This window comes from Pseudomonas sp. MDV22-iso1 (assembly GCF_058145095.1).
The window spans coordinates 32,630-45,458 of sequence record NZ_JBYVMF010000001.1; the positions used below are offsets into that span (position 1 = coordinate 32,630).

Consider the following 12,829-nt stretch of genomic DNA (forward strand, 5'->3'; position numbering starts at 1 on the left):
ACCGGCGTATCGTTCCCGGTGTTCCTTGCTCCATATCGCTTAACCATGCTCGTCGTAACGGGAGCCGTATGTCGATACCACGCTTGAAGTCTTACCTTTCCATCTTCGCTACCGTGCTGGTGCTCGGTCAGGCAGTTGCTGTCCAGGCGGTCGAATTGCCTGACTTCACGCAACTGGTCGAGCAAGCCTCGCCCGCCGTTGTGAACATCAGTACCACGCAGAAACTGCCGGACCGTAAAGTGTCCAGCGAGGATATGCCCGACCTTGAAGGCTTGCCGCCGATGTTGCGCGAGTTCTTTGAGCGCGGTATGCCTCAACCCCGCACGCCGCGTTCACCTCGGGGTGATCGCCAGCAAGCCCAATCTCTGGGGTCTGGTTTCATCATCTCGTCTGATGGCTACATCCTCACCAACAACCACGTAATTGCCGATGCCGACGAAATTCTCGTCCGTCTCGCCGACCGCAGTGAATTGAAGGCCAAGCTGATCGGCACCGATCCACGTTCTGACGTGGCGCTGCTGAAAATCGAAGGCAAGGATCTGCCAGTACTCAAGCTCGGCAAATCCCAGGACCTGAAAGCTGGCCAATGGGTGGTGGCCATCGGCTCGCCTTTCGGTTTTGACCACACGGTGACGCAAGGTATTGTCAGCGCCATCGGTCGTAGCCTGCCGAACGAAAACTACGTGCCGTTCATCCAGACTGACGTGCCGATCAACCCGGGTAACTCGGGTGGTCCGCTCTTCAACCTGAATGGCGAAGTCGTGGGTATCAACTCGCAGATCTACACCCGCTCCGGCGGCTTCATGGGCGTGTCGTTTGCAATCCCGATCGACGTGGCCATGGATGTGTCCAATCAGTTGAAAAGCGGTGGCAAAGTCAGCCGCGGCTGGTTGGGTGTAGTGATTCAGGAAGTCAACAAGGACCTGGCCGAGTCGTTCGGTCTTGATAAACCGGCCGGTGCACTGGTCGCGCAGATCCAGGACGATGGCCCGGCTGCCAAGGGTGACTTGCGAGTCGGTGACGTGATCCTCAGCATGAACGGTCAGCCGATCGTCATGTCTGCCGATTTGCCACACCTGGTCGGCGCGTTGAAAGCGGGCTCCAAGGCCAAGCTTGAAGTGATTCGTGACGGTAAGCGTCAGAATGTCGAGCTGACCGTTGGCGCCATTCCGGAAGAAGGCAAAGAGCTGGATGCCTTGCCGAAATCGGGTGTCGAGCGAAGCAGCAATCGCCTGGGTGTTTCGGTGGCCGAGCTGACCGATGAACAGAAGAAGACGTTTGATCTCAAAGGCGGCGTCGTCATCAAGGAAGTCCAGGACGGTCCTGCCTCCTTGATAGGCCTGCAGCCTAATGATGTGATCACTCACCTGAACAATCAGGCGATTGGTTCCACCAAGGAGTTCACTGAGATCGCCAAGGCATTGCCGAAGAATCGCTCGGTGTCGATGCGAGTCCTGCGTCAAGGTCGCGCGAGCTTCATCACCTTCAAACTGGCTGAATAAACCGGTTGTTGGTTAAATAAAAAACCGCCTCGAAAGAGGCGGTTTTTTTGTGTCCGGCAATCTCTGAAACCGCTGCTGAACCTGCTCAGCCCATCATGTCTTTGACCATACGCTCTTGCTCCATCAGCTCGCGTTGTCGAGCGTCGATGCGTGACGACAGCGGGAAGTTGCTGCCGGCCTTGCGTTTGGCAAAGTCCAGCTGCTGGATGGCCTGACGGTAGTCGCCCACGAGGGCGAAATATTCAGCGCGTGCCTGATGAAGACCGATGATGTTGCCAGACAAGCCACGCGTCTCGGCTACCTGATACCACACGTCCGGATCATCCGGGCGCGACTTAAGCAGGCCTTCAAGGGCTTTTTCAGCATCGGCGGCGCGATTCTGTTTCAGCAACAGGTCGACACGCACCTGGTTCAGCGGATAGTTGCCGGGGTACTGAGTCAGCATGCGGTCAACGCGCGACTGAGCGTCCGCCAGGCGATTGTTAGTGATGTCCAGGTCCACCTGCGCCAGGTTGTAGATGATCTCGTTCGGCGCCTTATCCAGCAGTAGCTTGAGACTCTCCCGCGCTTCATTCAGCTGGCCACCCTTGATTTGGGCGATTGCCAAACCATAGCGCGCGACATCGTTTTTCGGGTTCTCATCAAGCTGGGCCCTGAAGCGTTTCGCGCCAAGACCTGGTGTTTCTTCGTAGATCAGTTGAACCCGTGCACGAATCAACTGATAACGCAGGGTGTCTTCTATACCGCCGTGCTTGGCCTGTTCCGCACGGTTTCGGGTGTCGGCAATACGCGATTCGGTGACCGGGTGAGTCAGCAGGAATTCCGGTGGTTTGGCGTCGAAACGATACTGGCGCCCCAGGCGTTCGAACATGCTCGGCATCGAGCGCGGGTCATACCCGGCTTTTTCCAGATTGAGTATGCCAATGCGGTCGGCTTCCTGTTCATTCTGGCGGGAGAAGCGCCGCTGCTCCTGGATCGCCGCTGCCTGCGTGCCGGCAATCGCCGCGATACCGGCATCGCCGGCGCCTGCCGCAGCAATCACGATCCCGGCCAGCAGCGCGGCCATCATCGGCACCTGCATGCGTTGTTGCGCTTCAACACCGCGAGCAAAGTGGCGTTGGGACAAGTGAGCCAATTCGTGAGCGAGTACCGAGGCATATTCGCCTTCGGTCTGGGCATTAAGGAACAAACCGCCGTTGACCCCAACGATCCCGCCCGGCGCCGCAAAGGCGTTGAGCTGCGGGCTGTTGATCAGGATGAACTCCAGGCGCCGGTCATTGACCTGACTGGTTTCGACCAACCGGTAAACGCTGGATTCGACGTAGTCTTTGAGCTGTGGATCGTTGAGCTGCGAGATCTGGCTGCGCAACAGGGCAAGCCAGGCGCGGCCCAGTTGGTATTCCTGTTGCGGCGAGACGATGGCAGAACTGGCGTCGCCGAGTGACGGCAGGTCGTCGGCGAAGCCCGGAGAGGCGAGCAGGCAAGCGAGCGTCAGCAGGGTAGGGCGCAAAAAAGTCATGCACAAAGCCTTAGTCGACAAAGACCTTACTGTAGCCGGACACTTCGCTTCGGACCAGATATTCTAACCCGCTCAATCGCCTGACCCGGAGTGACGCAATGACCGACGCTGTAGCCCATGATGCCGAACTGGACGCCAGTGGCTTGAATTGCCCGTTACCACTGCTCAAGGCCAAGCTGGAACTCAATCGCATGGCCAGCGGCGCGGTACTCAAGGTGATCGCCACGGACGCGGGTTCACAGCGCGACTTCCGCACCTTTGCTCGTTTGGCCGGTCATACGCTGCTTCGCGAGGAAGATGAAGCAGGCGTATACCGCTACTGGTTGAAAAAAGCCTGAAAACCGCAGCGTTCGTTTCTAAGGATTTTTGATGTTCAAAGTGTTACGCGACTGGATCCAGCGCTATTTTTCCGATGAAGAAGCGGTGGTGTTGGCGGTCCTGCTGTTTCTGGCGTTCACCGCTGTATTGACCCTGGGCGGCATGCTCGCGCCAGTGCTGGCCGGCATGGTGCTGGCGTACCTGATGCAAGGGTTGGTGGTAACCCTCGAACGCTTGCGCGTGCCGGGTGGAGCGGCTGTGGGATTGGTGTTCGCGCTGTTCATGGGTGTGTTGCTGGTGTTCATCGTGGTGGTGTTGCCGTTGCTCTGGCATCAGCTGATCACACTGTTCAACGAGCTCCCGGGCATGCTAGCGAAATGGCAGTCGTTGCTATTGCTGCTGCCGGAGCGCTACCCGCATCTGGTATCCGATGAGCAAGTGCTGCGGGCCATCGAAGTGGCGCGAGGCGAGATCGGCAATTTCGGCCAGTGGGCGCTGACGTTCTCCCTGTCGAGCTTGCCGCTGCTGGTGAACATCATGATTTACCTGGTGCTGGTGCCGATCCTGGTGTTCTTCTTTCTCAAGGACCGGGAAATGATCGGTCAGTGGGTGCGCGGCTATCTGCCTCGCGAGCGAGCGCTCATCACCCGCGTCGCCCATGAAATGAACCGGCAGATCGCCAACTACATTCGCGGCAAGGTGATCGAGATCTTCATCTGCGGCGGCGTGACCTACATCGGCTTCGTTGTTCTGGGGCTCAACTATGCGGCGTTGCTCGCGCTGTTGGTGGGTGTGTCGGTGGTCGTGCCCTACGTCGGCGCTGTGGTGGTGACCGTGCCGGTATTGCTGATTGCGCTGTTCCAGTGGGGCTGGAGCGATCAGTTCATCTATTTGATGGCGGTCTACGGAATCATCCAGGTCCTGGACGGCAACGTACTGGTGCCGCTGCTGTTCTCGGAAGCCGTGAACCTGCACCCGGTGGCAATCATTTGCGCGGTGCTGTTGTTCGGCGGGCTGTGGGGATTTTGGGGCGTGTTCTTTGCGATACCGCTCGCGACGCTGTTCAAGGCTGTGCTGGATGCCTGGCCTCGGAAGGAGCCGGTGGTCGCGCCGCTGCTTTAACGGTATATGAGGCTGAGGGCTTCATCGAGAGCAGGTCGAATCGTCGCTCCCACATTGATTCGCGTCTGAATGACCAACGCAGTCAACAGTGGGAGCAAGGCTTGCACGCGATGGCGCCCTGATGGACACCACAAAACTCAGCCCTTGTTCAGCGCCTGAGCTGCCGCCAAAACAGCGTCCACATGCCCCGGCACTTTCACGCCACGCCATTCCTGACGCAGCACGCCGTCCTTGTCGATCAGGAACGTGCTGCGATCAACACCCATGTATTCCTTGCCATACAGCTTCTTCAGCTTGATCACATCGAATAGCTGGCAAAGGGCTTCTTCCTTGTCGCTGATCAGCTCGAAGTTGAACGCTTGCTTGGCCTTGAAGTTTTCATGGGATTTGAGGCTGTCACGGGACACGCCGAACACTTCAGTGTTGGCAGCCTTGAACGCGTCAAGCTGATCACGAAAACCTTGACCCTGAGTCGTGCAACCCGGCGTGCTGTCCTTCGGATAGAAGTAGATCACCACCTGCTTGCCTTTGAGACTGGCGAGGCTGACGGTCTGCCCGCTAGTGGCAGGCGCTTCGAAGTCGGCAACCGGTTGGTCGATGGCAACGGCCATGAAAAGCTTCCTTACATTGGGTTTTGTGGGCGCCACGGTTCGATCAGGGCATCCAGGTTCAGCGCGTCGGCAAAATCCAGGAACTGATCGCGCAACCAGCTGATCTGCACGCCGGCAGGCAACGTCACGGTAAACGTGGCATTGAGCATGGTGCCGCCGGTTTGAGGGGCTTGATAGGTGTCGCAGGTCAGGTTTTCCAGCTCGACGTTGTGGTCCATGAAGAACTGGCATAGCTCGTTGATGATGTCCGAGCGATAGGCCGAGCTGACATAAGCGACGTACGGCAGGGCCTGGGGACGATTCTCCAGGGCGGCACTGCGCACCACGTTGACGGTGAAAGCGTGCTTCTTGGCCAGGCTCGGCAGGCTGCCTTCCAGGCGCGCCAGGGCGTCCCAGCTGCCGGAAATCTCGAGGACCAACGCGCTGCATTCGCCATGACGCGTCAGGCGAGAGGTGACCACGGCGCAGCGATTTTCATGGCTGGCGCGGCACAGGACGTTAGTCAGCTCCATAGGGTTGGCGCCGAGGGCACTGATGACAAGGAATTGTTCGCGAACTGTGGGGGTGGACATGCAGCATTCCTAAAGCGATGAGCGGTCGATACTTCGAAGGGCTCTTGTTACCGGAAACGGGCCTGCGGATGCGAATTCAGAAAACCCGAGTGGCAGGTTGCAACGTGCTCCAGTGTGGCAAGAGCGAAGGGTGGCAACGCTGGATCGGGGCTTGTGATGCCGAAAAAGGAGGCTGAAACACGGCGTACGAGCTTATCAGTACCGATCAAAGTCTGAAGGGTAGCGAAAAGCAGCGCCAAGGGGAATGGCAGCAGCGCAGTACTTCGCTTGTACAAGCATCTTGGCGCCAGTACCATTACCGCTCTCTTTTTCCGGCAGGAGCGGTTGCATGATTGCGGGCAGTATGGTGGCACTGGTCACACCCATGGATGCACAGGGTCGTCTCGACTGGGACAGCCTGAGCAAACTGGTGGACTTTCACCTGCAAAACGGCACCCACGCCATCGTGGCGGTCGGTACTACAGGTGAATCGGCCACCCTCGACGTGAACGAGCACATCGAAGTGATTCGCTTCGTGGTGAAGCAGGTTGCGGGGCGCATCCCGGTGATCGCCGGCACAGGCGCCAACTCCACGCGCGAAGCCATCGAGCTGACCAGCAATGCGAAGTCCGCCGGTGCCGATGCCTGCCTGCTGGTGACGCCGTATTACAACAAGCCGACTCAGGAAGGCCTGTACCAGCACTTCAAAGCCATCGCCGAAGCCGTCGACATTCCGCAGATCCTGTACAACGTGCCAGGTCGGACGGCATGCGACATGCTGACCGAGACGGTGATCCGCCTGTCGACCGTGAAAAACATCATCGGTATCAAGGAAGCCACGGGCGACCTGAAGCGTGCCAAAGCCATCATCGACGGCGTGAGCGACGACTTCCTGGTGATTTCGGGTGACGATCCTACGGCTGTCGAGCTGATCCTGCTGGGCGGCAAGGGCAATATTTCCGTTACCGCCAACGTTGCCCCGCGTGACATGGCCGACCTGTGCAACGCCGCCTTGAAAGGCGATGCCGTCACGGCTCGTGCGATTCACGAAAAGCTGATGCCGCTCAATAAAACCCTGTTTATCGAATCCAACCCTATTCCCGTGAAATGGGCACTGCATGAAATGGGCTTGATGCCGGACGGTATCCGTCTGCCGCTCACCTGGCTCAGCACTGCCTGTCACGAACCGCTGCGGCAGGCCATGCGCCAGTCCGGCGTCCTGGTTTAATTGAGGAAGCACTACGCATGAAGCGATTGGCCGGACTTTCCGCACTTGCCTTGATCATCTCCAGCACCAGTGGCTGCGGATGGGTCTGGGGCCCGGAAGGTTATTTCCGTGACCGTGGTAGCGATTACCTCGAAGCGCAACAGACTGCACCGATGCAATTGCCGCCGGATGTCACCACCGCCAAACGTCTGGATCCGCTCTTGCCGATCCCGCGCAACGTGGCAGATGACACCGTCAAAGGTGAATACATCGTTCCTCGCCCGCAACCGCTGACGGCCTCGGCTGATGCCAGCGCCTACTCGCTGCAGAAGAGCGGTGATACGCGCTGGATCGTTGCCCAGAACCCACCGGCCGAAGCTTGGCCAGTGGCGGTGCAATTCTTCCAGGACAACGGTTTCCGTCTGGACGAACAGCGCCCGCAAACCGGTGAATTCACCACCACCTGGCAGCACTCCGACGAACTGTCCGCCGCCATGGCCAAGCGCCTGAGCGCCGCCGGTGTCAGCACTGACAGCGAAACCCGCGTGCGGGTGCGCATCGAGCCAGGCGTGCAGCGCAACACCAGTGAAATCTACGTGGTGAGTGCCGAACGTCCTGCTGGCAGCACCGCAGACGTAGACTTCCCTAACCGTTCGGTCAACACCGGGCTGGACGCTGCTCTGGTAGATGACATGCTCGCGAGCATGAGCCGCATTTCCGAGAAGGGCGGCTCCGTCTCCATGCTGGCCTCCCGTGATTTCGATACCCCTAACCGCGTCAGCCTGAGCGAAGACGGTAGCGGCAACCCGGTACTGAACGTGGGTCCTGACCTGGATCGCGCCTGGTCGAGCGTCGGCCGTGCGCTGGAACAGGGCGAATGGCGCGTTGAAGACATCAACCGCAGCCTGGGCCTGTACTACATCAACTTGTCTGAAAAGGCCGAGAAGAAGGACGACAAGCCTGGCTTCTTCAGCAGCCTGTTTGGCAGTGCGCCGAGCAAGGAAGAAGTTGAAGCCCGTGCCGAGCGTTATCAGGTTCGCCTGAGCAAGGTTGGCGAGAACGTCCAGGTCACCGTCGAGAAGAACATCAACACCGTCGCGCCTGCAGAGGTTGCGCGCAAAGTGTTGAGCGTTATTCAGGACAACTTGGGCTGATCACATGCGTTTTGCCGTTCTCGGCAGCGGTAGCCAAGGGAACGGCACGCTGATCGCCAGCGCTGACACGTATGTGCTGGTGGATTGTGGTTTCTCTCTTCGGGAAACCGAAAAACGCCTGTTGCGCCTGGGTGTAAACCCGGCGCAACTGAGCGCGATACTCGTAACCCACGAACATGCCGACCACGTGCATGGCGTGGGTTTGCTGTCTCGGCGTTACAATCTGCCTGTCTACCTCAGTCGCGGCACCCTGCGCGGGATGCGCAAACCGATTGAACCTGCTGGCCTTCTGGCTGGCGGCGAGCAACTGCAGATCGGCGCTCTGAGCATCGGCGTCATTGCCGTGGCCCACGATGCACAGGAGCCGACGCAGTACGTCTTCAGCGATGGTGAGCGGCGCTTCGGCCTGTTGACCGACCTGGGCTCGTACTGCAACAAAGTGCTGGACGGCTATCGGGACCTCGATGCGTTGATGATCGAGTCCAACCATTGCCGTGACATGCTGGCTCGCGGTCACTACCCGTACTTTCTCAAGCAGCGGGTAGGCGGGGAGTTGGGACATTTGAACAACCACCAGGCGGCATTCCTGGTGTCCGAGTTGGGCTGGCAAGGCCTGCAACACCTGGTCCTGGCCCATCTGAGCAGCAAGAACAACCTGCCGCAGCTGGCCCGGCAATGTTTTGTCGACACCCTCGGGTGCGATCCGGACTGGCTGCAACTGGCCGATCAAGATTCAGGGCTCGACTGGCGACATATCGCCTAGCCCACCTACTTAGCAAGCGGAGCCCATCATGGAAAAACGTGAAGAACTCTACCGCGGCAAAGCCAAATCGGTTTTCAAGACCGACGACGCTGACCGCTTGATCCTGCTGTTTCGCAACGACACCTCGGCGTTCGACGGCAAGCGCATCGAACAGCTCGACCGCAAAGGCATGGTGAACAACAAGTTCAACGCCTTCATCATGCAGAAACTCGAAGCCGCCGGCGTGCCGACTCAATTCGACAAACTGCTGGGCGACAACGAATGCCTGGTGAAAAAACTCGACATGATCCCGGTCGAGTGCGTCGTGCGTAACTACGCAGCCGGCAGCCTGGTCAAACGCCTGGGCGTCGAAGAAGGCATGAAGCTCAACCCTTACACCTTCGAACTGTTCCTGAAGGACGACGCCAAGGGCGACCCGTTCATCAACGAATCCCACGTCGTGGCATTCGGTTGGGGCACCGCCGAGCAACTGGTTCGCATGAAAGAACTGTCGCTCAAGGTCAACGAAGTCCTGAACAAACTGTTCGACGACGCCGGCCTGCTGCTGGTCGACTTCAAACTTGAATTCGGCGTGTTCAGCGACGGCTCCATCGTCCTGGGCGACGAATTCAGCCCGGACGGCTGCCGCCTGTGGGACAAGGCCACCGGCAAGAAAATGGACAAGGACCGCTTCCGTCAGGGCCTCGGTGACGTCATCGAAGCCTACGAAGAAGTCGCCAACCGTCTGGGCGTACCGCTGTAATCGACGCAAGCATCTGATAGCACAGAAATATTTCGCTTAGGGGGTTCGCTTCCGGCAAAAGTATTGTTATGATGCGCGCCGTTGGAGAGATGCCAGAGTGGCCGAATGGGACGGATTCGAAATCCGTTGTACCTTCACCGGTACCTAGGGTTCGAATCCCTATCTCTCCGCCATTACATAGAAAAAGCCCCGTAGCTGAAAAGTTACGGGGCTTTTTCGTTTTCCGAGGCTGCAGTTCTAATGCGCGCCTACAAATCAAGGATGATGCTAACGCACAGTGCCTGACGCAAAAAATCAGGCAAGCCCCATACTTGAACACTCAAAAAGCTCGCGCAATTAACGGAGTAGTTGTCACGATGATTTTGGTTGTTGAGGGTATCAGCGCCAGCGGGAAAACCACTTGGTGCGCCAAGCATGGAGGGCAACAGGTTGTTCCTGAAAACGGCCGTTTTGAAGATGTGCCGGATCGAAAAAGGGATCCCGTAGGAACTGCCTCTTTTTGGGCAGAGCGAAACGTGGAGCGCTGGCAAAAAGCGCTGGTCATGGAGGACATTTCTTCGTGGGCTTTGTGCGACAGCGCCCCCCTCAAGCTCCACTACATCTGGTGTCTTTGGCAGATCGGCGAGGCGAGCGAACGCGACTGGCAATGCGAGTTGAACGCCACGAGAGAAACGATCGCGCAAGGACGTATTGGCTTTGCTGACTGTTACATTGTTGGCAGCATCGATCCTCAGCTCGCGCGCGAGCGAGCCAAAGCCGACACCACACGCCGCCGGAGTGGATTCGAGTTACACGTGCGCCTCCAACAAACGCTGTTGACCTGGTACTCAGCGATGGATGCAGTACTTCCCGGCAGAGTGCAATTCGGTTTTCCTGCAGAAATGCCAGCTTTGAAGAACCTTGATGAACGGTACGCGGTGGCAGTCTTTGATCGAATGATCGCATCACTTCCACGACCCGCTGATATCTCCTGACCGTACGAAAAATCAGCGCGTTCCAAAGGAAAGATTCCTCTTCGCGCTTCCTGATTCAGCCACGCTCGTAGCCCTTGTTCTCCCAAGCAATCAATCCTGGTCTCAAGAAACATCCCCTGACACTGAAACCCGCTACCCGGAAAAATCTTCATCTACTCTGGTTTCGCAGATCACACATCTGTCTTCACCAGCAATCGCAAGGAGCGAGCAATGTATTTTGAGATTTACAGGCAAACCCGGGGCACCGAAAAAACTGGCATGGGTCAGTGGCGGTGGCGTTTGAGGGCGGGTAACCATGAAACGATTGCCAGCGGGGAGTCGTATATCAATAAGGCTGACTGCGTGCATGCCATCAACTTGATCATCGGGACTCACGGTCAGACCCCGGTGAAGGAAATCTAGAATCCACAGGGTGAAGCTGCTCGATCAGAGCAGCTTCACTCGGATCTTAAAGCTTACGGCTGCGAGTGACCCAGTTCCTTTTTGATCAGGTCATACACCTCTTTATGGGTAGAATTATTCAGGGTCTTTTTCTCGCACGCCGACGCGAGGAAAGTTTTGACCTGTTCTTTCGCATGAGGATAAAGCCCCGCCACGTAATCGGCCTCGTGGTTCTGAGTGCAGTTAAAGTACTTGTCGTCTTTCGCCTTGTCTCTAGCCATGATGAAACTCCTTTCGAGTTCAAATAGATGTTAATGCCAGGGCCGTTCAGCCCCAAACGTTTCTGAGCTTAGAGGCAAATATTAGTTATGTCCGGCTATCAGCAAAATCAGGAAGTGGATGTCAGACGAAACTAGCGTTCGCCATAGAGTTAAACAAAAAAAGCTCAGCAACTAAACAAGTTAATGAGCTTTTCGTTCCCCGCGATCGTTGCGATTTCCGCGCCTCGTCACAGCTACACTCACTGGCTTCGCCGGGTTAAAACGGGGGTAGACTGGGCCTGGGTGCTGGCGAAAAATAGATCAGTCCCATTTTTGCGCTGGTAATTCACGGCTCCGTCCCTTTTAGTAGTTTATGTAAGGTTTTTTCCAATATACGGAAACGCAAAAAGAGCGATCGCAAATACTATGCCGACGATCCACGGCAGTAAAAGCTTGTTTCTGAGGTTGATCGGCATGTTCGATAACTCATTTGCGTCGATCATCCCGCGTCTCTCAAAAAATTTAGGTGCTAAAAACATCAGAGCTATCGGACCGTATCTGATGACTTTTCCAAAAATTCCAAAACTTTCAAAGCTTTTTCGGTTGATCTCTACGAATATGCTTTTTTTTAAGTGGTTTTCTGCTAGTCCAGTTAATTTGTGCGCAGAGATGATGATCCAGATAACTGAAGAGATTTGTCCAGTCATTATAAATATACCGGCAATAACTAACGTTAAGCTACTGCTCATTGGGAGTACTCATAGATAATATCGCCGATAAACTCTCCGCTTCTGCCGCCATATTCGCCTCCCGCCCAGCCTCCTAAACCCCCGCCAACCAATGCGCAGACGAAAATGCTACCTCCGAATGTGACGGGACTAAATGCAACGGCGCAACCAGAAATAGCCAATGCGCTTCCGACTGTGCCACCAAGCATTCCAAGACCAATACCCGTCGCCAACTTACCCCCCTCCGTATATTTGGCCTTTCGGCACTCTTGTTCTCGACCGCTGGAGCACGCTGCGTAGATTGAAGTTCCAGTCGCTGCGACGTTTAACCCAATCCCCAGGTATGTGCCATTTTTTATCAGGCTGGAAGCTTTCGCCACACCGCTGATGGTGTCCGCGTAACCCGTGATGATTCCCTTATGTAAAAAGCTCTTGGTCGAGATCCCAAGCATATTTTTGATCGGACCTTGGTTCCGCATCCCTGAACCATAGCCCCCAAAGCTTTTCAGTTGGCTGTCGAGTTTGTCAAACAGCACTCTGCGCCTTGAGTAGAAATCATCTCGACTTTGCTTCGTGCGACTTCTCAGGTGATCGTTATGCGCTGCTTCAATATCGAGCAGGGTGCTCTGGATGCCCTCAAGGTGTTTGCTCCATGCACCACCTACCGTACCCATACCAAGTGAAGAGTAGCCGAGCATTTTAGTCAAAAATTGGTGGTTTTCGATTAAGAAGCCATCATTTTGCATTCCGTTTGTCATTAATGCGATATGAGTCTCAGAAGCTTTTCGCATATAAAAAGCTTCTTCAGTCGTACAAGACGGGGTCGAGTTATCCCCGATAATTACAATCTCACCCGGCAATACCACGGTGTTGAAGATGTGCACGTTCAGAATGTCGAATTTTCGGCTCACACTTTTCCCAAGCTGTAGATTCGATTTCAAATACGAATAGGGTTGCACTCGTGGATTAATAAAGCTGTAAACCTCAGGCATAAGTT

Annotated in this window: 15 protein-coding genes and 1 tRNA gene; 10 read left to right on the forward strand and 6 right to left on the reverse strand. The window is 56.3% G+C overall.

The genetic code is table 11. The features are described 5' to 3' along the window. Positions 1 to 68: 68 nt before the first annotated feature. Positions 69 to 1,502 carry a DegQ family serine endoprotease gene (locus AC3ZVB_RS00130; RefSeq protein WP_194691126.1) on the forward strand — a complete coding sequence of 478 codons (1,434 nt, stop codon included), beginning with the start codon at positions 69 to 71 and terminating at the stop codon, positions 1,500 to 1,502. Between the two features lie 85 nt (positions 1,503 to 1,587). Here AC3ZVB_RS00130 and AC3ZVB_RS00135 read toward each other — a convergent pair whose 3' ends face one another. Further along, the gene (locus AC3ZVB_RS00135; protein ID WP_490145477.1) at positions 1,588 to 3,021 is read right to left on the reverse strand and encodes a M48 family metalloprotease; all 1,434 of its coding nucleotides are present in this window, start codon (positions 3,019 to 3,021) and stop codon (positions 1,588 to 1,590) included. Positions 3,022 to 3,119: 98 nt separating this feature from the next. On the opposite strand from AC3ZVB_RS00135, the gene AC3ZVB_RS00140 reads away from it, so the two are divergent. Continuing rightward, positions 3,120 to 3,359, forward strand: coding sequence for a sulfurtransferase TusA family protein (locus AC3ZVB_RS00140; RefSeq protein WP_028621876.1), 240 nt, complete (start codon positions 3,120 to 3,122; stop codon positions 3,357 to 3,359). A gap of 31 nt (positions 3,360 to 3,390) precedes the next feature. Then, positions 3,391 to 4,461: an AI-2E family transporter gene (locus tag AC3ZVB_RS00145; RefSeq protein ID WP_162439466.1), complete on the forward strand. Its 1,071-nt coding sequence runs from the start codon at positions 3,391 to 3,393 to the stop codon at positions 4,459 to 4,461. A gap of 137 nt (positions 4,462 to 4,598) precedes the next feature. On the opposite strand, the gene AC3ZVB_RS00150 is transcribed toward AC3ZVB_RS00145, so the two are convergent. Together AC3ZVB_RS00150 and AC3ZVB_RS00155 are read right to left on the reverse strand one after the other, a co-directional pair. Then, positions 4,599 to 5,072: a peroxiredoxin gene (locus tag AC3ZVB_RS00150; protein WP_162439467.1), complete on the reverse strand. Its 474-nt coding sequence runs from the start codon at positions 5,070 to 5,072 to the stop codon at positions 4,599 to 4,601. 11 nt (positions 5,073 to 5,083) lie between these two features. Continuing rightward, positions 5,084 to 5,644 carry a glycine cleavage system transcriptional repressor gene (locus AC3ZVB_RS00155; protein WP_162439468.1) on the reverse strand — a complete coding sequence of 187 codons (561 nt, stop codon included), beginning with the start codon at positions 5,642 to 5,644 and terminating at the stop codon, positions 5,084 to 5,086. Between the two features lie 328 nt (positions 5,645 to 5,972). Between AC3ZVB_RS00155 and dapA the strand changes: the two genes are divergently transcribed. The 7 genes from dapA to AC3ZVB_RS00190 all read left to right on the forward strand — a co-directional run bounded on the left by dapA (position 5,973) and on the right by AC3ZVB_RS00190 (position 10,865). Next, the gene (gene dapA, locus AC3ZVB_RS00160; protein ID WP_162439469.1) at positions 5,973 to 6,851 is read left to right on the forward strand and encodes a 4-hydroxy-tetrahydrodipicolinate synthase; all 879 of its coding nucleotides are present in this window, start codon (positions 5,973 to 5,975) and stop codon (positions 6,849 to 6,851) included. 17 nt (positions 6,852 to 6,868) lie between these two features. Next, positions 6,869 to 7,984, forward strand: a complete 1,116-nt coding sequence (gene bamC, locus AC3ZVB_RS00165) for an NlpB/DapX family lipoprotein (protein WP_162439470.1) — start codon at positions 6,869 to 6,871, stop codon at positions 7,982 to 7,984. A 4-nt stretch (positions 7,985 to 7,988) separates the two neighbouring features. Then, complete coding sequence (locus AC3ZVB_RS00170; protein WP_008153089.1) at positions 7,989 to 8,747, forward strand: MBL fold metallo-hydrolase; 759 nt, start codon at positions 7,989 to 7,991, stop codon at positions 8,745 to 8,747. Positions 8,748 to 8,775: 28 nt separating this feature from the next. Then, positions 8,776 to 9,489, forward strand: coding sequence for a phosphoribosylaminoimidazolesuccinocarboxamide synthase (gene purC, locus AC3ZVB_RS00175; protein ID WP_092271820.1), 714 nt, complete (start codon positions 8,776 to 8,778; stop codon positions 9,487 to 9,489). 83 nt (positions 9,490 to 9,572) lie between these two features. Then, positions 9,573 to 9,662 (forward strand) — tRNA-Ser (locus tag AC3ZVB_RS00180). Between the two features lie 138 nt (positions 9,663 to 9,800). Beyond that, a complete protein-coding gene (locus tag AC3ZVB_RS00185) occupies positions 9,801 to 10,463 on the forward strand; it encodes a hypothetical protein (protein WP_490145478.1) in 663 nt (220 codons plus the stop codon). 210 nt (positions 10,464 to 10,673) lie between these two features. Then, the gene (locus AC3ZVB_RS00190; RefSeq protein WP_162439472.1) at positions 10,674 to 10,865 is read left to right on the forward strand and encodes a YegP family protein; all 192 of its coding nucleotides are present in this window, start codon (positions 10,674 to 10,676) and stop codon (positions 10,863 to 10,865) included. Between the two features lie 53 nt (positions 10,866 to 10,918). Here AC3ZVB_RS00190 and AC3ZVB_RS00195 read toward each other — a convergent pair whose 3' ends face one another. The 3 genes from AC3ZVB_RS00195 to AC3ZVB_RS00205 all read right to left on the reverse strand — a co-directional run bounded on the left by AC3ZVB_RS00195 (position 10,919) and on the right by AC3ZVB_RS00205 (position 12,824). Continuing rightward, positions 10,919 to 11,125: a hypothetical protein gene (locus AC3ZVB_RS00195; protein ID WP_162439473.1), complete on the reverse strand. Its 207-nt coding sequence runs from the start codon at positions 11,123 to 11,125 to the stop codon at positions 10,919 to 10,921. Positions 11,126 to 11,475: 350 nt separating this feature from the next. Continuing rightward, positions 11,476 to 11,853, reverse strand: a complete 378-nt coding sequence (locus AC3ZVB_RS00200; RefSeq protein WP_162439474.1) for a hypothetical protein — start codon at positions 11,851 to 11,853, stop codon at positions 11,476 to 11,478. Further along, positions 11,850 to 12,824, reverse strand: a complete 975-nt coding sequence (locus tag AC3ZVB_RS00205) for a hypothetical protein (RefSeq protein ID WP_490145479.1) — start codon at positions 12,822 to 12,824, stop codon at positions 11,850 to 11,852. Before AC3ZVB_RS00205 ends, AC3ZVB_RS00200 begins: the two co-directional genes overlap by 4 nt. Positions 12,825 to 12,829 lie beyond the last annotated feature (5 nt).